The organism is Streptomyces sp. NPDC020379, assembly GCF_044387105.1.
Taxonomy (GTDB): domain Bacteria; phylum Actinomycetota; class Actinomycetes; order Streptomycetales; family Streptomycetaceae; genus Streptomyces.
The window spans coordinates 51,998-73,417 of record NZ_JBIRVR010000023.1; the positions used below are offsets into that span (position 1 = coordinate 51,998).

Annotated in this window: 19 protein-coding genes; 5 read left to right on the forward strand and 14 right to left on the reverse strand. The window is 71.3% G+C overall.

What is annotated here, in order from left to right; translation table 11 throughout:
- The first annotated feature begins 11 nt into the window (after window positions 1–11).
- Window positions 12–1,184 carry an ABC transporter ATP-binding protein gene (locus ACH427_RS25985; protein ID WP_398873060.1) on the forward strand — a complete coding sequence of 391 codons (1,173 nt, stop codon included), beginning with the start codon at window positions 12–14 and terminating at the stop codon, window positions 1,182–1,184.
- Window positions 1,185–1,448: 264 nt separating this feature from the next.
- Here ACH427_RS25985 and ACH427_RS25990 read toward each other — a convergent pair whose 3' ends face one another.
- The 6 genes from ACH427_RS25990 to ACH427_RS26015 all read right to left on the reverse strand — a co-directional run bounded on the left by ACH427_RS25990 (window position 1,449) and on the right by ACH427_RS26015 (window position 6,727).
- Complete coding sequence (locus ACH427_RS25990) at window positions 1,449–1,943, reverse strand: DUF3180 domain-containing protein (RefSeq protein ID WP_398873062.1); 495 nt, start codon at window positions 1,941–1,943, stop codon at window positions 1,449–1,451.
- A gap of 83 nt (window positions 1,944–2,026) precedes the next feature.
- Window positions 2,027–2,620, reverse strand: coding sequence for a 2-amino-4-hydroxy-6-hydroxymethyldihydropteridine diphosphokinase (folK, locus tag ACH427_RS25995; protein ID WP_398873064.1), 594 nt, complete (start codon window positions 2,618–2,620; stop codon window positions 2,027–2,029).
- Window positions 2,617–2,976 (reverse strand): dihydroneopterin aldolase, encoded by a 360-nt coding sequence (gene folB, locus ACH427_RS26000; RefSeq protein WP_301893438.1) that lies wholly within the window; start codon window positions 2,974–2,976, stop codon window positions 2,617–2,619. The genes folK and folB overlap by 4 nt, the downstream gene beginning before the upstream one ends.
- Window positions 2,977–3,303: 327 nt before the next feature.
- Window positions 3,304–3,795, reverse strand: coding sequence for a nuclear transport factor 2 family protein (locus ACH427_RS26005; RefSeq protein WP_398873067.1), 492 nt, complete (start codon window positions 3,793–3,795; stop codon window positions 3,304–3,306).
- Entirely contained in the window at window positions 3,792–4,721 is a 930-nt protein-coding gene (folP, locus tag ACH427_RS26010; RefSeq protein ID WP_398873069.1) for a dihydropteroate synthase, read from the reverse strand. The genes ACH427_RS26005 and folP overlap by 4 nt, the downstream gene beginning before the upstream one ends.
- A 155-nt stretch (window positions 4,722–4,876) precedes the next feature.
- The gene (locus ACH427_RS26015; RefSeq protein WP_398873071.1) at window positions 4,877–6,727 is read right to left on the reverse strand and encodes a phosphatidylglycerol lysyltransferase domain-containing protein; all 1,851 of its coding nucleotides are present in this window, start codon (window positions 6,725–6,727) and stop codon (window positions 4,877–4,879) included.
- A 168-nt stretch (window positions 6,728–6,895) separates the two neighbouring features.
- On the opposite strand from ACH427_RS26015, the gene ACH427_RS26020 reads away from it, so the two are divergent.
- Window positions 6,896–8,005: an alpha/beta hydrolase gene (locus ACH427_RS26020; protein WP_398873073.1), complete on the forward strand. Its 1,110-nt coding sequence runs from the start codon at window positions 6,896–6,898 to the stop codon at window positions 8,003–8,005.
- A gap of 81 nt (window positions 8,006–8,086) precedes the next feature.
- Here the strand turns inward: ACH427_RS26020 and folE are convergent, their stop codons facing one another.
- From folE to dacB, 6 genes are all read right to left on the reverse strand, one after another.
- Window positions 8,087–8,695, reverse strand: coding sequence for a GTP cyclohydrolase I FolE (folE, locus tag ACH427_RS26025; protein WP_398873075.1), 609 nt, complete (start codon window positions 8,693–8,695; stop codon window positions 8,087–8,089).
- A 143-nt stretch (window positions 8,696–8,838) separates the two neighbouring features.
- Window positions 8,839–10,833 carry an ATP-dependent zinc metalloprotease FtsH gene (gene ftsH / locus ACH427_RS26030; protein WP_398873077.1) on the reverse strand — a complete coding sequence of 665 codons (1,995 nt, stop codon included), beginning with the start codon at window positions 10,831–10,833 and terminating at the stop codon, window positions 8,839–8,841.
- A gap of 246 nt (window positions 10,834–11,079) precedes the next feature.
- Entirely contained in the window at window positions 11,080–11,619 is a 540-nt protein-coding gene (hpt, locus tag ACH427_RS26035; protein ID WP_398873197.1) for a hypoxanthine phosphoribosyltransferase, read from the reverse strand.
- A gap of 104 nt (window positions 11,620–11,723) precedes the next feature.
- The gene (gene tilS / locus ACH427_RS26040) at window positions 11,724–12,746 is read right to left on the reverse strand and encodes a tRNA lysidine(34) synthetase TilS (RefSeq protein WP_398873079.1); all 1,023 of its coding nucleotides are present in this window, start codon (window positions 12,744–12,746) and stop codon (window positions 11,724–11,726) included.
- Window positions 12,747–12,933: 187 nt separating this feature from the next.
- Complete coding sequence (locus ACH427_RS26045; protein WP_398873081.1) at window positions 12,934–14,070, reverse strand: zinc-dependent metalloprotease; 1,137 nt, start codon at window positions 14,068–14,070, stop codon at window positions 12,934–12,936.
- Between the two features lie 466 nt (window positions 14,071–14,536).
- Entirely contained in the window at window positions 14,537–15,973 is a 1,437-nt protein-coding gene (dacB, locus tag ACH427_RS26050) for a D-alanyl-D-alanine carboxypeptidase/D-alanyl-D-alanine-endopeptidase (RefSeq protein WP_398873083.1), read from the reverse strand.
- Window positions 15,974–16,117: 144 nt separating this feature from the next.
- On the opposite strand from dacB, the gene ACH427_RS26055 reads away from it, so the two are divergent.
- Window positions 16,118–16,615: an inorganic diphosphatase gene (locus tag ACH427_RS26055; RefSeq protein WP_045933001.1), complete on the forward strand. Its 498-nt coding sequence runs from the start codon at window positions 16,118–16,120 to the stop codon at window positions 16,613–16,615.
- A gap of 171 nt (window positions 16,616–16,786) precedes the next feature.
- Here the strand turns inward: ACH427_RS26055 and ACH427_RS26060 are convergent, their stop codons facing one another.
- Window positions 16,787–18,460: a threonine/serine exporter family protein gene (locus ACH427_RS26060; RefSeq protein WP_398873085.1), complete on the reverse strand. Its 1,674-nt coding sequence runs from the start codon at window positions 18,458–18,460 to the stop codon at window positions 16,787–16,789.
- A gap of 110 nt (window positions 18,461–18,570) precedes the next feature.
- Window positions 18,571–19,302 carry a DedA family protein gene (locus ACH427_RS26065; protein ID WP_398873087.1) on the reverse strand — a complete coding sequence of 244 codons (732 nt, stop codon included), beginning with the start codon at window positions 19,300–19,302 and terminating at the stop codon, window positions 18,571–18,573.
- 226 nt (window positions 19,303–19,528) lie between these two features.
- Between ACH427_RS26065 and ACH427_RS26070 the strand changes: the two genes are divergently transcribed.
- Window positions 19,529–19,894, forward strand: coding sequence for a YbjQ family protein (locus tag ACH427_RS26070; protein WP_398873089.1), 366 nt, complete (start codon window positions 19,529–19,531; stop codon window positions 19,892–19,894).
- 106 nt (window positions 19,895–20,000) lie between these two features.
- Window positions 20,001–21,413, forward strand: a complete 1,413-nt coding sequence (locus ACH427_RS26075; RefSeq protein WP_398873091.1) for a glutamate decarboxylase — start codon at window positions 20,001–20,003, stop codon at window positions 21,411–21,413.
- The last annotated feature ends 7 nt before the right edge of the window (window positions 21,414–21,420 follow it).

Here is a 21,420-nt window from a genome sequence, read left to right on the forward strand (position 1 = left end):
AATGGGGAACCATGATCCGCTTCGAGCATGTCACCAAGCGCTACGCCGATGGCACCACCGCCGTGGACGACCTGTCCTTCGAGGTGGCGGAGGGCGAGCTGGTCACGCTCGTCGGACCGTCCGGCTGCGGCAAGACCACCACGATGAAGATGGTCAACCGGCTGATCGAGCCGACCGGCGGCCGGATCCTCCTCGACGGGGAGGACATCGCCAAGGCCGACCCCGTCGAACTGCGCCGCCGGATCGGCTACGTCATCCAGCAGGTCGGCCTCTTCCCGCACAAGACCGTGCTCGACAACACCGCGACGGTCCCGCACCTGCTCGGCTGGCAGCGCAAGAAGGCCCGCGCCCGCGCCGCCGAGCTGCTCGACCTGGTCGGGCTCGACCCGTCCGTCTACGGCGACCGCTATCCCGAGCAGCTCTCCGGCGGGCAGCGCCAGCGCGTCGGCGTGGCCCGCGCCCTGGCCGCCGACCCGCCCGTGCTGCTGATGGACGAGCCGTTCGGCGCGGTCGACCCGGTGGTCCGCGAGCACCTGCAGAGCGAGTTCCTGCGGCTCCAGTCGCAGGTGCGCAAGACGGTCCTCTTCGTCACCCACGACATGGAGGAGGCCGTCCGGCTCGGCGACCGCATCGCGGTCTACGGCAACGGGCGCATCGAACAGTTCGACCCGCCGGCGGCCGTGCTCGGCGCGCCCGCCACGCCGTACGTGGCCGACTTCGTCGGCGCCGACCGGGGCCTGAAGCGGCTGTCCGTCACCCCCATCGAGCCCGGCGACCTCGAACAGCCGCCGGTCGTCCACCTCGACGACCCGGTGGGCGAGGCCGCGGCCCGGCTGGCGGCCGAGGGGGCGCGCTGGGCGGTGGTCCTGGATCGCGCGGACGGGCTGCACGGCTGGGTCTCGGCGGAGGCGCTGGGCGGCGCGGCCGACGGCGGCAAGGTCCGCGGCCACTCCCGGCGCATGGACGCCTGGCTGCCGGTGGGGGCGTCGCTCAAGCAGGCGTTCAGCACGATGCTCCAGCACGACGCGGGCTGGATCGCCGTCCTCGACGGCGAGCAGGCGGACCGCTTCGTGGGCGTCCTGACGCCGGCCCGCCTGCACGAGGCCCTGCGGCGGTCCACGGCGGCGGACGCGACGGGCGCGGCACGCGCGGACGTGTCGGTGGAGACCGTCGCCGACGCGTAGCCGTCCGCTCGGGCAGCCGGAAGGCGGTCCTGCCGGACCCGGCACGCTCTTCGGACAACCGGAAGGACGTGGCCGTAACGGATCCGGGCACACCCTCCGGACAGCGGGAAGAGACGTGGCCGGGCCGGAACCGGCACGCCCCCGGACAGCAGGAGAGGACGGGTCCGGGCACGCCCTCCGGACAGCTGAAAGGGGTGCTCCGGGCGGACCCGGGCACCCCTGCGCGCACTCCGCCGACGCGAACGGCGCGGGCATACGGACGGCTCAGGCGCGTGCCGCGCCCTTGCCGCCCTCCTCGTCGTCGTCCTCCGGCAGCTTGCAGACCCGCTCCAGGAAGAACGCCGCCACTATGACGCAGACGGCGGCGAGCACCGACGCTCCGGCGTAGATCGTCTGGTCCCGGCGGGCCGGGTTGTTCTCCAGCCCGGCCAGCAGCAGGAACGCGCCCACACCGCCGTACATGCCCCCGACCAGCGCCGCCACCAGCGCGCTCGCCTGGCCGAAGACCACCGCGCGGGCGGCCACCAGGGGGTCGACGCCCTTCGCGCCGGGGCGCCGCTCGCGCTGCGCCCGCAGCCGGCCGCGCAGCGAGAACGCCGTCGCGGCCAGCACGACGGCGATGACCGCCAGCACGATGGGGGCGGCCACGGGCACGCTCGGCAGTGTGCCGAAGGCGTCCCACAGCCGGGCGCCCGCCCAGGACACCACCCCGGCCACGACGAACAGCCCGGCCAGCACTCTGACCCGCAGTTGCTTCACCGGTCAGCTCCTCCGTGAGCAGATCGCGGAGCGGACCGCTCCGCGCCCTCGCTCCTCATCTCGTACGTTTCCCGGCCGACCGCCTACTCGGGCAGCCGGAGTTCCAGGTCGACCCGGGGGGCGACCCCCTCGAGCCCGACCTGGGCCAGCAGCTCGACGACCGCGCCGTGCCCCGGGACCACGGCCTCCGGGTCCACGTCGTGCCACGGCGCCAGCACGAAGGCGCGCTCGTGGACGCGCGGGTGCGGCAGCGTGAGGACGGGGTCGTCGGAGAGGACGTCCTGATAGCTGACGATGTCGACATCGAGGGTCCGGGGGCCCCAGCGCTCGTCCCGCACCCGCTCGAAGGCTTCCTCGATCGCGTGCCCGCGCTCCAGCAGGGAGCCCGGCGGGAGGGTGGTCTTCACCAGGACGACGGCGTTGAAATACGCGGGCTGGGTGCCCGGCTCGACGCCCCACGGCTCCGTCTCGTAGACCGGGGAGACCGCTTTGACCCGCAGACCGGGCGTGTCCTCCAGCGCGTCGATCGCGCCCTGGAGGGTCTCCAGGCGGTTGCCGAGGTTGCTGCCCAGCGAGATCACGGCCCGCTTGGGGTTGCTCAAGGTCACGTCGGCGGCGTCCACCTGCTCCACCACGGAGGCGGGCACCGGCTGCACGGTCGGGTCGCTGCTGCTCATACACGGCTCCGCGTAATAGTGATCGTCACATCGTCAAAAGGCACGGTGATGGGGGCGTCGGGCTTGTGCACCACGACCTCCACCTCCCGCACCGCTTCGTGCTTCAGACACACCTGGGCGATCCGCTCGGCGAGGGTCTCGATCAGATCGACGGGTTCGCCCTGGACGACGTCGACGACCTCCTCCGCCACCACGCCGTAGTGCACGGTCTTCGCGAGGTCATCGGTGGCCGCGGCGGGCCGGGTGTCCAGGCTCAGCACCAGGTCCACGATGAAGGTCTGGCCCTCCTCGCGTTCCCGGGGGAAAACCCCGTGGTGCCCGCGGGCCTTCAGGCCGCGCAGCGCGACACGATCCACACGAATCACTCCTGCTGGTCGTCGGTATGGCGAGTGCGTACCGGCACTGCCGGCACATCGCCCGTCCCCCCGTCGGCCGGGGTACCCACTTCGAATCTACCTGCGAGCACCGACAGCGCTCGCACCCGGACGCCATGCTGTGCTGCCGATATGCGATGACATGTACGGATGTTTGCGGATGCCAAAGAACGTTACGGACAGGGAATCGCGGGGCCGCCGACCGGTCCCGCGGCGCTTACCCCCGGCTCCGTGCCTCACCCCTACCCGACCACCCGGCACCCCGAACGAGTGGCTCGGCGCACTCGCGTACTGACGCCCGGCCGGCTGTCACGCCCCCTCCGGGCCGTTGGTGCCCTCCCTGTCCTCCGGGCCTTCCTCGTCCTCGTCCTCACGTCCCGCGAGCACGGGCGAGCCGTGGTGGGACCACACCTTCCACTCCGCACCCACCCGGCGGAAGGTGTTGGTCGCCACGACCAGCTGGCCCACCAGCGGGCCCAGCTCGCCCTCCGACTCGGACGGGCCGCCGCTGAGGATGTTCTCCGTGCAGGTCACCAGCGCCGTGTCACCGGCCACCGCGACCTCGACGTCCGTCAGGAAGAACTGGATGTAGTCGGTGCTCGCCATGATCAGCGCATACGAACGGAGCACCTCGCTCCGCCCGCGCAGCACCGGCCAGCCCGGGTGCACGCAGGACACCTCGGTCCCGGGGTCGTCCAGCCACAGCTGCCCCATGGCCACCGTGTCACCGCGCTCGACCGCCTCGTACAGCGCGGTGTTCGCCAGCTCGACCCGCTCGCTGTCGGTACGGGCCGTGCTCACTCGGCCCCCTCGGCGCCCGGGGCGCCCGCCGCCTCTGCCACCATCGCCACCCCTGCCGTCTCCGCCGCCAGGTCCACGGCGCGCACCACCCGCACCGCGTCGGCGCTGGCCCGTACCTCGTGCACCCGCACCGCCCACGCGCCCTCGCGCGCGGCGATCGCCGACACCGCGGCCGTCGCGGCGTCCCGCTCCCGCGCCGGGGGCGGGCTGGCGCCCTCGGCACCGGCCAGCACCCGGCCGAGGAAGCGCTTCCGGGAGGCGGCCACCAGCATCGGCAGCCCCAGCTCCCGGCGGAGCCTGGCCAGCTGGGCAACCAGGGCCAGGTCGTGGTCCGCGGTCTTCGCGAAGCCCAGGCCGGGGTCGACGACCAGCCGCTCCGGGGCCACCCCCGCGGCGACCACGGCGTCCAGCCGCTGCCGCAGCTCGCCGAGGACCTCGCCGACCACGTCGCCGTAGACGGCCCGGCTGTTCATGTCCTCGCTGAAGCCGCGCCAGTGCATCACCACGAACGGCACCCCGGCGGTGGCCACCACCGGCACCATCGCCGGGTCCGCCAGGCCGCCGCTCACGTCGTTGACCAGCACCGCGCCCGCCTCGACGGCCGCCTCCGCGACCGAGGCGCGCATGGTGTCCACGGACACCACCACCCCTTCGGACGCCAGCCCGCGGACCACGGGGACCACCCGGCGCAGCTCCTCGCGCTCGTCCACCCGGGCCGCGCCCGGACGGGTCGACTCACCGCCCACGTCGACCAGGTCGGCCCCCTGGGCCGCCAGGTCCAGGCCCCGCTTGACCGCCCCCTCGGTGTCGAACCAACGGCCGCCGTCGGAGAAGGAATCGGGCGTGACGTTGACCACGCCCATCACCGCACAGCGGTCCCACTCCGGCAGACCGACCGGCCCGAATCGACCACGCAACGCACTCATGCCACCAGCCTAGGGCGTGCGGTGAAGGGCGCGCCGCCTGCCTGCTCGCCGCGCTGGGCGTTGCCGCCGGGCGCGGCACCGCCGCCGCAAACGGGCGGGGCCCCGCCCGGCAGCTCTTCGCCGCCGGACGGGGCCCCGGGCCCTGACCGCGAAAGTCACGCGGCGCGCGTGACCTCCGCGGCCGAGACCTTCTCGTCGTCCATGAACTCCTTGGGCTCCGCCGGGCGGCGGCGCAGCAGGCGCGGCAGCTCCAGGAAGCCCTCCGCCTGCATCATCGCGAAGCCGATGCGCGGCAGGTCGCGGTTGTTCGGGAAGACGATGAAGCGGGGCTCCCAGCGGGGCCGGAACTTCTCGTTGAACTTGTACAGCGACTCGATCTGGAACCAGCGCGAGAGGAAGACCAGCACCGCCCGCTGGACGCGCACGACCGGGCCGGCGCCGAGCTTCCCGCCGCGCTCCAGGGCGGAGCGGAAGAACGCGAAGTTCAGCGACAGGCGCTTGATCTTCAGGTCGGGCGCGGCCTGGAGGAAGGCGACGATGAGGAGCTCGTTCATGCCGGGGTCGGCGCTGCGGTCGCGGCGCATCAGCTCCAGCGACTGGCCGTCCGGGCCCCAGGGCACGAAGTGCTGCATGGCCTTGAGGTCGCCGAAGGGGCTGGGCGCCTCGCCCTCCTCGGGGGCCTTGTGGGCCGTGGCGATGACGGCGTCGAGGTCCTTGGGGTCGCCGATACGGCCCAGGGCCATCGAGAAGCCGCGCTCGTCCTCGGTGTCGCGCCATGCCTCGGCGGCCTGCTGGACGGCGGTCAGCTCCTCGGGGCTGAGCTCGCCGACGCGGCGCACCTTGGTCTCGTAGCCGTTGCGCTCGATGCGCTTGACCATCTGGCGGACGTTGCGCATGGCACGCCCGGTGAGGGAGAAGTCGGCGACGTCGACGATGGCCTCGTCGCCCATCTCCAGCGCGTCCAGACCGGTCTCGCGGGTCCAGACCTCGCCACCGGTCTCGCTGCAGCCGGCGACGGCCGGGGTCCAGGAGTGGCGCTTGGCCAGCTCCATGAACTTCTCGATCGCGCCCGGCCACGCCTCGACGTCACCGATCGGGTCACCGCTGGCGAGCATCACACCGGAGACGACGCGGTAGGAGACGGCGGCCTTGCCCGACGGGGAGAAGACGACGCTCTTGTCGCGGCGCAGCGCGAAGTGGCCGAGCGAGTCACGCGCGCCGTGCTTGGCGAGCAGCTCGCGCAGGCGGTCCTCGTCCTCCTCGGTGAGGACCGCGGCCGGGTAGGCCGGGCGGAAGGCGAGGTAGGCGGTGGAGGCGACGGTCAGCAGGCCGAGGGCGCCGAGGGAGTAGCCGACGGTGTAGTCGACGCCGTGGGTGTAGCGGATGGAGCCCTCGAAGCCGAAGAGGCCCCAGATCACGTGCTCGATCTGCTCGAGGACGGACGGGTCACCGACCATCCGCCGGTACTGCGAGCCGACGATGATCCACCCGAGGGTGAAGCTGACGCCACCCATGATGATGAAGTTCGCCACCGCCTTCCAGCGGCTGCGCGGGTCGGGCAGCGCCGTGAAGGAGGGCTTATGCCAGACCAGGTAGGCGAAGAGCGCCAGCGAGCAGATCGTGCCGATGATCGAGTGGCGGTAGATCAGCTGGGCGGCCGCACCGATCGGCAGGACGACGACGGCGGCCATCCAGGCCCGCTGCTTGGCGCGGATGAGGCCATGGGCCAGCATCAGCATCAGGATGCCGACGACGATGGACCCGGCCGCCGCGAGCTGGGTCACCGTGCCGGGCAGGACCTCGGCCCAGGTGTGGAACTTGCTCCAGCGGACCCTCGGGACGACGCCGGCCACGATGTTGAGCAGGCCGATGATGATGCCGACCCATCCCACCACGGTCGGCACGTTCTCGGGGCGCGGCCCCTTGGCGATACGCGCAAGCCTCGACAGTCGCTTGGTTCCCTCGGGAACCCCATCGGACTTTTTGCCATCTACCCTGACAGACATCTCTTCCCGTCGTCCTGTCGAGTGGTCCTGCGCCTTCTGGCGGCAGCGCCCGGACAATGTGCGCCCTGTAGGACGACGGTTTCGGGGTTGAGGTTCCGCCGGGGGCCGAGCCCGGAAAGAAGTAACCATTCCGCGGCCCGCGGCGGGCCGCTCGGCAGAAAGCACCTCATGGGTCTCACCAGCATGGCGGTTCTGCTGCTTGCCATAGCGGCGGCGGTAGTGCTCTTCGCGTTGACCATTTGGCTCTGGCCCCGTCTGGGCAAGAAGAGCGTCGGATCGGTCCTGGGCCGGTTCGGCATGATGCTCGCCACCCAGCTGACGCTGTTCGCCGCGATCGGCCTCTGGGCGAACCAGTCCTTCGGCTTCTTCGCCTCCTGGGCGGACCTCTTCGGCCTGGAGAAGGGGCAGGGCGTGGTCGTGGACCACAGCGCCGGCAGCAAGCCGGTCGAGGTCGTCGGCATCCAGCAGGTGAAGGGCCACGGCACGGTGCCCTCGATCGCGGGCAAGGTCGAGAAGGTCAACATCAAAGGGCCCGAGTCCAAGATCGTGAGCCCGGCGTACGTCTACCTCCCGCCGGAGTACTTTCAGCCGCAGTACGCCCACAAGACCTTTCCCGCCTCGGTCGTCCTGACCGGCTTCCCCGGCACCGCCGAAGCCCTGATCAAGGGCCTGCACTACCCGCAGGAGGCGCAGAAGCTCGCCAAGGCGAAGAAGATGCAGCCCACCATCCTGGTGATGATGCGCCCGACGGTCGCCCCGCCCCGTGACACCGAGTGCATAGACATACCCGGCGGCCCGCAGACCGAGACCTTCTTCACCAAGGACCTGCGCAAAGGGCTCTCCGAGCAGTACCGCATCGGCACCAAGGCCGCCAACTGGGGCATGATCGGCGACTCCACCGGCGGCTACTGCGCGCTGAAGTTCGCCATGCGCCACCCCGACGCCTACGGCGCCGCCGCCGCTCTGTCCGGCTACTACAAGGCCGCCCAGGACGCCACGACCGGTTCCCTCTTCGGCGGCAGCAAGAAGCTGGAGAAGGAGAACGACCTGATGTGGCGCCTGAAGAACAAGCCGCTGCCGCCCGTCTCCCTCCTGGTGACCAGCAGCAAGCAGGGCGAGCACAACTACGAGGACACCCTGAAGTTCATCGACGCGGCGAAGCATCACCCCACCCGCGTCTCCTCGATGATCCTGGACACCGGTGGCCACAACTTCAACACCTGGCGCCGTGAGATCCCCGGCACCCTCCAGTGGATGGGCAGCCGCCTCAGCGCCTGACCCCCGCCGCACACCGCGAAGCCGCCCGTCACGACCTCGGTCGTGGCGGGCGGCTTCGGTTTCGCGGCCTGCGGTCCCGGGTCAGCGGGAGGACATGATCAGGCTCATGGCCTCGGCGCGGGTCGCGGGGTCGCGCAGCTGGCCGCGTACGGCCGAGGTCAGCGTCTTCGCGCCGGGCTTGCGGATGCCCCGCATCGACATGCACATGTGCTCGCACTCGATGACCACGATCACACCGCGCGGCTCCAGGATCTCCATCAGCGAGTCCGCGATCTGCGTGGTGAGCCGCTCCTGGACCTGCGGGCGGCGGGCGTAGACGTCCACCAGGCGGGCCAGCTTCGACAGCCCCGTGATCTTGCCGCTGGTGGCGGGGATATAGCCGACGTGGGCCACACCGTGGAAGGGCACCAGGTGGTGCTCACAGGTGCTGTAGACCTCGATGTCGCGGACGAGCACCATCTCGTCGTGCCCGATGTCGAAGGTCGTGGTCAGCACCGACTCCGGCTGCTGCCACAGCCCCGCGAATATCTCCTTGTACGCACGAGCGACCCGCGCCGGCGTCTCGCGGAGCCCCTCGCGGTCGGGATCCTCGCCCACCGCGATCAGCAGCTCACGGACGGCGTTCTCGGCCCGCTTCTCGTCGAATGCGCCGATGGAGCTCTCGGCGTCCAGCGTCACCGGGTCGGTCATGGAGTTGCCTCGTTCTCTCATGCGTACGTACGGGCCGACAGCGGCCACGATGCGGAAAGCCGCGTCCCCCAGGCTAATAACCTGGGAAACGCGGCATCCATTCCGGGCCTGGTGAGGTGCCCGGCTTCAGCTGTTCTTGCCAGTCAGAGCTCCGGGCGGGTGTCGTCCGGGAGGTCGGCCTGCTCCACGGGCTGGCCGCCGTTGCTCGGCGCGAGCTCCTTGGGGGAGAGCACCGGCGGGCGGGTGGAGGGCGTACGGCGCGAGGAGCCGGTCCACGCCGGGCGGGCCGGGCGCTTCACGATGTGCTTGAAGACCTCGGCGATCTCCTCCTTGTTCAGCGTCTCCTTCTCCAGGAGGGCCAGAACCAGGTTGTCGAGGACGTCGCGGTTCTCGACGAGGATCTCCCACGCCTCGTTGTGCGCGGTCTCGATGAGCTTCTTGACCTCTTCGTCGACCAGGGCCGCGACCTCTTCCGAGTAGTCGCGCTGGTGCGACATCTCACGGCCCAGGAACGGCTCGCTGTTGTCCGAGCCGAACTTGATCGCACCGAGCCGCTCGGTCATGCCGTACTGCGTGACCATCGCTCGGGCCGTGGCCGTGGCCTTCTCGATGTCGTTGGCCGCGCCGGTGGTCGGGTCGTGGAAGACGAGCTCCTCGGCCGCGCGGCCGCCCAGCATGTACGCCAGCTGGTCGAGCATCTCGTTGCGCGTGGTGGAGTACTTGTCCTCGTCGGGCAGGACCATGGTGTAGCCGAGCGCGCGGCCGCGGGACAGGATCGTGATCTTGTGCACCGGGTCGGAGTTCGGGGACGCCGCCGCGACCAGGGCGTGACCGCCCTCGTGGTAGGCGGTGATCTTCTTCTCCTTGTCGCTCATGATCCGGGTCCGCTTCTGCGGTCCGGCCACGACACGGTCGATCGCCTCGTCCAGCATGTGGTTGTCGATCAGCTTCTTGTCGCTGCGGGCCGTCAGCAGGGCGGCCTCGTTCAGCACGTTGGAGAGATCGGCACCGGTGAAGCCGGGGGTGCGGCGGGCGACGGCCGAGAGGTCGACGTCCGGGGCGACCGGCTTGCCCTTCTGGTGAACCTTGAGGATCTCCAGACGGCCCTGCATGTCCGGGCGGTCGACGGCGATCTGCCGGTCGAAGCGGCCCGGGCGCAGCAGCGCCGGGTCGAGGATGTCCGGGCGGTTCGTGGCGGCGATCAGGATGACGCCGCCCTTCACGTCGAAGCCGTCCATCTCGACCAGCAGCTGGTTGAGGGTCTGCTCGCGCTCGTCGTGACCGCCGCCGAGGCCCGCGCCACGGTGCCGGCCGACGGCGTCGATCTCGTCGACGAAGACGATGGCGGGGGCGTTGGCCTTGGCCTGCTCGAAGAGGTCACGGACGCGCGAGGCGCCGACACCCACGAACATCTCGACGAAGTCGGAGCCCGAGATCGAGTAGAAGGGCACGCCCGCCTCGCCGGCGACGGCGCGCGCGAGCAGGGTCTTGCCCGTGCCGGGCGGGCCGTAGAGCAGGACGCCCTTGGGGATCTTGGCTCCCACGGCCTGGAACTTCGCCGGCTCCTGGAGGAACTCCTTGATCTCGTGGAGCTCCTCGACCGCCTCGTCCGACCCGGCCACATCGGCGAAGGTCGTCTTCGGGGTGTCCTTGGTGATCAGCTTGGCCTTGGACTTCCCGAAGTTCATCACTCGGGAGCCGCCGCCCTGCATCTGATTCATCAGGAAGAGGAAGACCACGACGATCAGGACGAACGGCAGCAGCGAGAGCAGCACCCCGATGAAGGGGTTCTGCTTCGACGTCGAGATGTTGTAGCCGTCGGAGATCTGCTTGGAGTCGGCCTTGGCCTGCAAGGTCTTGGCGAGGTCGACGCCCTGGTCGCCGATGTAGTTCGCCTGGATCTTGCCGCTGCCCTTGACCTTCTGGCCGTCCTTGAGCTCGACCTTGATCTTGTTCTCGTCGCCGGTGGTCAGCTCGGCCGATTTCACCAGGTCCTTGTTGATCGCGTTGACGACCTGGCTGGTGTCCACCGACTTGTAGCCGCCGGACGAGCCGACGACCTGCATCAACACGACCACGGCGAGGACGGCCAGCACGATCCACATGACCGGCCCACGGAAGTAGCGCTTCACGTCCATCCATACGGGGCGCGAGCGCCCCGTCCCTCCTGCCACAGTGAGGCACGGCCGCCCCTGTCAGGGGGTGCGTGCGTACGGTGTTCTGCTCGACCTTGAAAAAGATTGAAAAGACTGACCTTCGGACGGTACCCCAGCATTGTCACCCGACGCCGCCGCAGGCGGTCAAACAACCCGCCTTCCCATGCTCCAACGGCGGAAACCGCCAGTCGGTTCCCGCGCGTGGAGAGTCCCGTCCGGGCGGGGGCCCTAGCCGCCGTAGACGTGCGGCGCGAGCGTGCCCACGAAGGGCAGATTGCGGTACTTCTCGGCGAAGTCGAGGCCGTAACCGACGACGAACTCGTTCGGGATGTCGAAGCCGACCCACTTCACGTCGATGGCGACCTTGGCCGCCTCCGGCTTGCGCAGGAGGGTGACGACATTGAGGGAGGCGGGCTCCCGCGAGCCGAGGTTCGACAGCAGCCAGGACAGCGTCAGGCCGGAGTCGATGATGTCCTCGACGATCAGGACGTCCTTGCCCTTGATGTCGGTGTCGAGGTCCTTGAGGATCCGGACCACGCCGGAGGACTGGGTGCCCGCGCCGTACGAGGACACGGCCATCCAGTCCATCGTGAGGGGGGTGGACAACGCGCGCGCCAGGTCCGCCATCACCATCACGGCGCCCTTGAGGACACCGACGATGAGCAGGTCCCTGCCCGCGTACTCCGCGTCGATCTTCGCCGCCAGCTCCGCCAGCTTCGCGTCGATCTCTTCCTTGGTGATGAGCACCGACTTGAGGTCGGTGCCCATGTCCTTGTCGTCCACCCGCGCCACTCTCGTTCGTTGAAGGCTCGTCCGGCTCTGTCTCATCCGGCTTGTTCGAGGCGAGCCGTGCTCGTTCGCACTCGTTCGAATCAGCCCTGCCGAAGGACCAGTCTGCCACCCTGCCTGCGGACCGCGACGCGCCCGGGCAGATTGATGGCCCCCTGACCGCGCCAACCGGTGATCAGCCGGTCGACTTCCTCGATGTGCCGGGCGAAGAGCGAACCGGCCGGTGCGCCCGCCGAGATGACCGCGCGGCGCAGCACCCGGCGGCGGACGGCGGGGGGCAGGGCGAACAGCTTCGCGGCCTCCAGCGCGCCACTGTCGTCCCGCACGGAGGGCTCGACGGCGGCGGCCCAGCCGTCGAGCGCGTCGGCGTCGTCCCGCGAGAGCTGGGCGGTGCGGGCGAGGGCCTCGACCACGCCCTTGCCGAGTGCCTTCTCCAGGACGGGCAGTGCTTCGTGGCGGACCCGGGAGCGGGTGTAGGCCGGGTCGGCGTTGTGCGGGTCGTCCCAGACGGGGAGCGATTGGACCATGCACGCCTTGCGGGCCGTCTGGCGGTCCAGGCCGAGGAAGGGCCTGCGATAGCGGCCGCCGACGCCGGAGGCGACGGCCATGCCGGAGAGCGAGCGGATGCCGGAGCCGCGGGCGAGCCCGAGGAGCACGGTCTCCGCCTGGTCGTCGCGGGTGTGGCCGAGCAGGATCGCGGCGGCTCCGTGCCGCTCGGCGACGGCGTCCAGGGCGGCGTAGCGGGCGTCGCGGGCGGCGGCCTCCGGACCGCCTTCCCTGCCGACGGACACGGTGACGGCCTCGACGGGGTCGAGGCCGAGGGCCGTCATCCTGCTGACGACCTCGGCGGCGCGGATGTCGGAGCCGTGCTGGAGGCCGTGGTCGACGGTGACTCCTCCGGCCCTGATGCCGAGCTTGGGCGCCTCGAAGGCCAGTGCGGAGGCCAGGGCCATGGAGTCGGCGCCACCGGAGCAGGCGACCAGGACGAGCGGGGGCCGGCCGGCGGGGGTGGGGGTTACGGATGCGGGTGTGGTGGGGGTGAGGACGTCGTGAAGTACGCGGCGGACCGCCAGGCGTATCGCGGCGACCGCGGGATGTGGACCCATGTCCGTGTGTCCAATCGTTCCATATGGAGATGGTCGGAGCTGCGCGAGCTTCGAGCTTCAGTCACGCTGTGTGCGTCGATGGTGACAGAAGCGAGCCATTACCCGAGCATCGCACGCCCACCCCTGGCCCACGGTCCCTCGGACGGGTGATTACGGAAGCGTTCTACCCGGAGGTGGAGCGTCCGCTTCAGGATTCCGTCTTTCCGTGCACCCTCGCGACCCAGTCCGCCGGTTTGGCGATCTCCGCCTTGGTCGGGAGGGTGTTCGGGGACGTCCAGACCCGGTTGAAACCGTCCATACCGACCTGGTCGACGACCGCTCGCACAAACCGCTCGCCATCACGGTACTGCCGCAGCTTGGCGTCCAGTCCCAGCAGCTTGCGCAGCGCCGCGTCCAGGCGCCCCGCGCCGGTCGCGCGACGCTGCTGGAACTTCTCCCGGATCTCCGTCACCGACGGCACGACGGAGGGGCCCACACCGTCCATCACGTAGTCCGCGTGGCCCTCCAGCAACGACATCACCGCCGTCAGCCGGCCGAGGATCTCGCGCTGCGCGGGCGTCTGGACCAGATCGATGATGCTGCGCCCGCCCTCGCCCTCCTCGTCCTGCGGCGGCCTGCCGCCCGCCAGCGACTGCGCCGCCTCCCGCACCCGCTCCAGCAGCGTCGCGGGGTCGACCTCCGTCTCGCCCAGGAACGCCTGGATCTCGCCCTCGATGTGATCGCGCAGCCACGGCACGGCCGTGAACTGCGTGCGGTGCGTCTCCTCGTGGAGGCACACCCACAGCCGGAAGTCGTGCGGATCCACGTCCAGCTCGCGCTCCACGTGGACGATGTTCGGCGCCACCAGCAGCAGCCGTCCGCCCGCTGCCGCGCCCGGCAGGTCGCGGGTGGCGGGCGCGAACGTCTCGTACTGCCCGAGCACCCTGGACGCCAGGAACGACAGGAGCATGCCCAGCTCCACACCGGTCACCTTGCCGCCGACCGCCCCGAGCACCGCGCCGCCGGGGACGTTGGCCCGGCGGTCCGACATCTTCTCCAGCAGCGGGCCGAGCAGGGCACGGAAGCCGGCGACGTTCGCCTTGATCCAGCCCGCCCGGTCCACGATGAGCACCGGGGTGTCGTGCTCCCCGCCCTCGGACGCCGGCGGCGTCATCCGGGTGAACGCCCGGACGTGCTCCTCCGACGTCTTCGCGTGCCGCCTCAGCTCCGCGACGACCTCGCGGGCCGCGTCCCGGCCGATCTCCGGGCCCGGCCGCACGAGCCTCGTCGCGGTCGCGACCGCGAGCTTCCAGTCGACCATCTCCGCACCACCGATGCTCGTCATGGCTTCACCGTACGTGCTGCGCACGGCTGGCGGTTAGGGGTTCCCTGCGGTGGGGTTCCCATGCGGCCGCGGCCGCGGCGGGCTTCGCTCTCCTGCCGCCCCTTGACACACGGCTCCGCGGTGCGGGGCTCGCGCCGGGCCCTCGGCCGCGGTGCGTTGCCGCCTGCGGCGCTTTTTCCCCTGCCCGCCCCTTCCCGAGCCGGGGGCAGACGCGCCCCCGGCTGCGGGTCCGTTGCCGCCTGCTGGGGGAGCTCCCCGGCAGGCGGCAACGGACTCCGTCCGGGGGTGCCCCACAGGCTGGATGTGCGGACCGTAGCCCGCGTCCCTGCGGCCCGCAGGTCACGCGTCCACGGTCCATGCGGTCCGGCTCCTCCGGCCTTCGATGACCGGGGTGAGGGCGCGGCCCCTCACGCGGCGGAGCCGCACATCGGAGGCGGCCGGGAAGGGGCGGGCCGGGGAAGAGCGGTCAGCCGCCGCAGCCGCAGCCCGCCACCGCCGTCGCCATGCGGTCCAGGACCCGCTGCGCCGCGTCGGCGTCACTCGTGCCGGAGGCCATGAAAGCGAACGTCAGAAGGCGGCCGTCCGCCGAGACCGCCGTACCGGCGAGTGTGTTCACGCCGGTCAGCGTGCCCGTCTTCGCGCGGACCGCCCCGCGGCCCGCCTCCTCGTCCGCGTACCGGCCGCTCAGCGTGCCGGTGAAGCCGGCGACCGGCAGGCCCGTCAGGACCGGGCGCAGTTCGGGGTGGGCGGGGTCGGCGGCGCGTACGAGCAGCTGGGCGAGGAAGGCCGCCGAGACCTGGTCCGCGCGGTCGAGGCCGCTGCCGTCGGCGACGTGGGCGCCCGAGAGGCCGAGCTTGTCGAGGCGTTCGGTGACCGCCTTCGCCGCGCCCTCGAAGCTCGCGGGCTGCCCGGAGGCGAGGGCGGTCTGCCGGGCGAGGGCCTCGGCGATGTCGTTGTCGCTGTTGGTGAGGGCGCGTTCGACCAGCGCGCCCAGCGGCGGGGAGGAGACCGCGGCGATGCGTTCCGCCTTCGCCCCGGCCGTGCCCTGGGCCACCTCGCCGTCGACCTTCACGCCCTGCTCGCCGAGCAGCTCCGCGAACTTCCGGGCCGCGTCGCCGGCCGGGTCGGCGGTCCGGCCCGCGGGCCCGTGGTCGGAGTCGTCGAGGCGGCCCTCGTCGGTCATCAGGGCGCTGACGGGCGCGATGTTCTCGTTCGGGCCGATGACGTGCAGGGGCGGCCCGGAGTAGAGCGAGGTGTCGTACGTGACCTTCGTGTGCTCCGTGCCGCGCTCCTTCAGCTTGCGCGCGGTGGCCTCCGCGAGGGCCTGGAGGCTCGCGGGCCGCTGTGGTCCCGCCTTGGCCGGATGCGCGGTGAGCGTGGGGTCGCCGCCGCCCACGAGCACGATGCCGTCGCCGCCCGCCACGACCGTGGTGTCGATCCGGTGGTCCGGCCCGAGCGCGGCGAGCGCCGCAGCCGCGGTGGCCGGTTTGATCGTCGACGCGGGGGTGTAGGCGGTGTCGGGCGCGGAGCCGTAGAGCTGCCTGCCGGTGGCGGCGTCGTACACCGCCACCGACCGGTCCGAGCCGAGCGCGGCGTCCTTGAGCAGTGGTTCGAGCGCGGCGGCGAGGCCGTCCCGGGTCGGTTCCTGCGCGGTGGCCCGGCCGCCGAGGGCGGTGAGGACGGGCGGCGCGGTGGGCTCCCGCGGCCCGGCGTGGCGGCCGTCGGCGCGCGCCGCGCCCGCGGCGGCGCGGTCGCGCTCGGCCTTGCGCTGGCCGGACTCCCAGGGCCCGGCGGCCCCCACCGCGCCCGCCGCCGCGACCAGGCCCGCCAGGGCCGACACCGCGACGAGCCGTACGGTCCCGCGCCGCTCCAGCGGGGCGCTCCGCCACCACTCACGCACCACGGACCAGCCCCTTTCGCCACCACACACCTGCGTGAGAGACACTTAATCACTGCGCCTTGCCGCGAGCATGGCACCCGCTGTAGCCACCCGCCCGGGGGGACACAGCATCACCGGACGTATGTGTTGATCATGGAGGAGCCACCCGTGGAGTTCGACGTCACCATCGAGATCCCGAAGGGTTCGCGGAACAAGTACGAGGTGGACCACGAGACCGGTCGCATCCGTCTGGACCGCCGACTCTTCACCTCGACCAGCTACCCGGCCGACTACGGCTTCGTCGAGAACACCCTCGGTGAGGACGGCGACCCGCTGGACGCGCTCGTCATCCTCGACGAGCCGACCTTCCCGGGCTGCCTCATCAAGTGCCGCGCCATCGGCATGTTCCGCATGACGGACGAGGCCGGCGGCGACGACAAGCTGCTGTGCGTCCCGGCGAACGACCCGCGCGTCGAGCACCTGCGCGACATCCACCACGTGTCGGAGTTCGACCGCCTGGAGATCCAGCACTTCTTCGAGGTCTACAAGGACCTGGAGCCGGGCAAGTCCGTCGAGGGCGCCGACTGGGTCGGCCGCGCCGAGGCCGAGGCCGAGATCGAGGCGTCCTACAAGCGCCTGGAGGCCGCGGGCGGCTCGCACCACTGAGTGGTGCCGGCGTTCGACTGACGTACGCGCGGTTCCCGAGTGCCCCGGAGGGCACGGGGGCCGCGCGTTCGTCGTTCCGGATGCCTTTTCCGGAGGCTGCTCCGCGAGCTGTCCGGAAGTCTTTCCGCGAGCTGTCCGGAAGCCTTCGCGGAAGCCGCCCCGGAGGCCGTTCTAGAAGCCGCGGGTCCGCTTCGCCGCCCGGCGGGACGCCGCCGCTCCCGGGACCTTGATGAACAGCCGGGCCATCTCCGAGCCCAGGTTCACCCCGATGGCGATGGCCAGCGCCAGCGCCGCCGCCTTGGTCAGGCTGGAGATGCCGGCGCTCATCTCGTTCTTCGCGAAGTTCAGCAGCGCGAAATACGTCGCGCTACCCGGCAGCAGCGGGCCGATCGCCGCCGTGACGTACGGCAGGGCCGACGCGTAGCGGTAGCGGGACAGCAGCTGGCCGAAGAGGCCGACGAGGCCGGCGGCGATGGCCGTGGCGGGCACCGGGTCGAGCTTGGCGGTGTCGGCGAGCGCCGCGTAGATCACCCAGGCCACCCCACCGTTGAGGGTGGCCGCCAGCACGGTGTTGCGCTCCTGCTGGAGCAGCACCGCGAAGGAGAAGGCCAGCAGCATCGCGGCGATGATCTGGATCAGCGGCCGCTCCTGGTGTTGCAGCGCCGCCTCGGGGCTCAGCGTTCTGCCGCCGATGTGCACGCCTCCGTAGAGGACGACCAGGACTCCGCAGACGATGCCGACGATCAGATAGCCGACTTCCAGCAGCCGGGCCGCGGCGGTGATGTAGTAGCCCGTCAGGCCGTCCTGTACGCCCGCCACGAGGGCCCGTCCGGGGATGAGGGCGAACAGGCCACCGGTGATGACCGCCGACGCCTGTACGTGCGCGTGGGTGGCGCTGAGGGTCACGCCCATCGCGGCGGGCGCCATGGCCGCGGCGACGAACTGATAGAACTCCGGCAGCCCGCGCCCGGACGCCAGCCACGCCAGCCGGTCGCCGAGCATCGCACCCGCTGCCGCCGCCAGGAAGACCAGGGCCCCGCCGCCCACCAGCATGCTCGCCGCGCCGGCGAGCAGTCCGGAGGCGGCCGTGAGCGCCCAGCCCGGATAGGGGTGGCGGTTGCGGCGGATCTCGGCGAGGCCGCGGTACGCCTCCTCCAGGGTCAGCCCGCGCGAGGTGATCTCGTGGACGAGCCGGAAGACGGCGGAGAGCCGGTTGTAGTCGGTGCCGCGGCGGCGCACGGTGCGGCTGGCCGTGATGGGGTCGTCTATCAGGGACGGCTGGTAGCTGACCGACAGGAGGGTGAAGGTGACGGTGGGCTCGCAGCGGCCGAGGCCGTAGGCGTGCGCGACACCGAACATCGCCGCTTCCACGTCCTCGGCGCCCTCGCCGCCCGCGAGCAGCAGCTCGCCGATGCGCAGCGTCAGGTCGAGCACACGGGGTACGGGCGGGCCCGGCTCGTCGGCCTTCTCCGCGCGCTCGGGCACGGGCCGCTCGCCGACCGGCATGCGCAGCATCGTGCGCATCCGGTCCTGCCAGGGCGCCTCCTTGGTGAGGCTGACCCTGGGTATGCCGTGCGGCGGGGTGAAGGCGGGGTAGGGCGTGCCCTGGGTGGTGCTGGGGCCCACGGCTCCCGCGGGGAGGGTGAAGGCCGAGCCTTCGGGCTCGCTCTCCGGCTCTGCGGCCACACCCTCCGGAACAGCGAATTCCGACGTGGGGTGCTCGTCGTCGGGCGGATCGGGGAGCGGTACGCCCAGTGGCGGGGTGAAAGCGCTGCGCGCCTCGTCGGACTGCGGCTTCCGGTCCTCGACCGGGTCCGCACCACCCCGCTGCCGATCAGCCACCACACGCTCCTCGTACGCCTCCTGCCGCTGCTACGGCCACCATGCCTGATGGGTGTTCCGGGTGCCCAGTGGGGGCCCTGGTATGCGTGCGGCGGCAGGAGAGGTGCGGGGCGTCAGCGCTTGGCGTGGCGGCCGCGCGGGGCCGGACGGCCGTCGAAGGGGGGCATGGGCGCGCCGGGGGCGCCGTGCGTGCCCGTGGGGCCGGGCAGGGGTGCGGGCGCCTTCTTCGCCTTGGAGCGGGCGCGCAGCAGCTCGATGGCGACCGGGACGACCGAGACCAGCACGATGGCGACGAGGATCAGCTCGATGTGCTTGTTGACGAAGTCGACCTTGCCGAGGGCGGCGCCCAGCAGGGTGACCCCGGCGCCCCAGAGGCAGCCGCCGATGACGTTGAAGATCAGGAAGGAGCGGTAGTTCATCCGGCTCACGCCGGCGATGATCGGCGTGAACGTCCGGATGATGGGCACGAAACGCGCCAGGACCAGCGACTTCGGGCCGTATTTCTCGAAGAATTCGTGCGCCTTCTCCACGTTCTCCTGCTTGAAGAGACGGGAGTCGGGGCGCTTGAAGAGCGCGGGGCCGACCTTGCGGCCGAAGAGATAGCCCGCCTGGTCACCGAGGACGGCGGCGAGCACGACGAGCAGGGCGACCAGCCACAGGGGCTTGTCGATCTGATTCGTGGTGACGAGCAGGCCGGTGGTGAAGAGCAGCGAGTCACCCGGCAGGAAGAACCCGATCAGCAGGCCGGACTCCGCGAAGACGATGGCCAGGACGCCGATCAGACCGAAATGGTCGATCAGATAGTTCGCGTCGAGCCACTGCGGGCCGAGCGCGAGTGTGGTCATGGGGGACACGGTGACAGGCTCCTGGGTCGAGGGCGCAGGCTCGTGCGAGGCCCGGGCACAGGCGGGGTGACGGGGAAGTGCGGCCCCAAAAGTACAACGTGACCGCCCGGCCCCCGGTTCCAGAGTGCCACGAAGCACACCGGCCCCCCGGCCGGGCTCAACCGCGCCGCCCCGGCATGCGTCCGGGCCGTTGTACGGCAAAACTGCACACACGGAGGTGGATGCGATGGGCATCGAGGAGTACGGCGGCGGACAGTCCCAGACCGATGTGCTGGTGGTCACGACGAACGACGTGCCGGGCTACAAGGTCGACCGGGTCATCGGCGAGGTCTTCGGCCTCACCGTGCGCTCTCGGCACGTCGGCAGCCAGATCGGCGCCGGGCTGAAGTCCTTGATCGGCGGTGAGCTCAAGGGGCTGACCAAGACCCTTGTGGAGACCCGCAACCAGGCGATGGACCGCCTCGTGGAGCAGGCGCGGGCGCGCGGCGCGAACGCGGTCCTGATGTTCCGCTTCGACGTGACGGAGGCGGCGGACGTCGGCACGGAGGTCTGCGCCTACGGCACTGCGGTCGTCATCTCCCCCCATGCGTGACGCCGGAGACCCCGTTTCCTGACGCGGGGCGGCGGTGCCCCCCTCACCCTCGCGGGTGGCACCGCCCCAGCGTGGCGCGCTCGCGCCGGTGGTAGGCATCAACGCCATGGCACTGCACAGAGGCGCCGACAGGGCGACGGAACGCGGCTACGCGGTCAACCCTTTCTACGGCGAGGCCGACCCCGTCGGCGGGATGGCGGCCGAGCCGCCACGGGACGCGCTGCCCGAGGAGCCGATGGCGCCGCACGCGGCGTACCAGTTCGTCCACGACGAGCTGATGCTGGACGGCAATTCCCGGCTCAACCTCGCCACCTTCGTCACCACCTGGATGGAGCCGCAGGCGGATGTGCTGATGGCCGAATGCCGGGACAAAAACATGATCGACAAGGACGAGTACCCACGCACCGCCGAGCTGGAGAAGCGCTGCGTGCGGATGCTCGCCGACCTCTGGCACGCACCCGACCCCGCCGCCGCCGTCGGCTGCTCGACCACCGGGTCGAGCGAGGCGTGCATGCTCGCCGGGCTGGCCTTCAAGCGGCGCTGGTCACTCGCGAACGCCGGGCGCTACCCCTCGGCCGACGCCCGGCCCAATCTGGTCATGGGCGCGAACGTGCAGGTCTGCTGGGACAAGTTCTGCGCCTTCTGGGAGGTCGAGGCACGCCAGGTGCCGATGGAGGGCGAGCGCTTCCACCTCGACCCCGAGGCGGCCGCCGCGCTCTGCGACGAGAACACGATCGGCGTCGTGGCCGTCCTGGGGTCGACGTTCGACGGGTCGTACGAGCCGGTGGCCGGCCTGTGCGCGGCGCTGGACGCGCTCCAGGAGCGTACGGGCCTCGACATCCCCGTCCATGTGGACGGCGCGTCCGGGGCGATGATCGCGCCCTTCCTGGACCCCGGTCTCGTGTGGGATTTCCGGCTGCCGCGCGTCGCTTCCGTGAACACCTCGGGGCACAAGTACGGGCTGGTCTATCCGGGCGTCGGGTGGGCGCTGTGGCGGGACGCTTCCGCGCTGCCGGAGGAGCTCGTCTTCCGGGTCAACTATCTGGGCGGTGACATGCCCACCTTCGCGCTGAACTTCTCCCGTCCGGGCGCGCAGGTGGCCGCGCAGTACTACACCTTCCTGCGTCTGGGGCGCGAGGGGTACCGCGCCGTGCAGCAGAACGCGCGTGATGTCGCCTGCCGTCTCTCCGGGCGCATCGAGGAGCTCGGCGACTTCCGCCTGCTGACGCGCGGGGACGAGCTGCCCATGTTCGCTTTCACGACGACCGACAGCGTCACGCGATACGACGTCTTCGACGTGTCACGGCGCCTGCGGGAACGCGGCTGGCTGGTGCCCGCCTACAGCTTCCCGCCGAACCGGGAGGACCTGTCGGTCCTGCGGATCGTCTGCCGCAACGGCTTCTCGCACGACCTGGCCGACCTCTTCTTGGCCGACCTGCGCTCGCTCCTGCCCGAACTGCGCGGCCAGCCCGGCCCCTTGGACCGCCCGGAGGCCCTCGCCACGGCGTTCCACCACTGACGGTGCC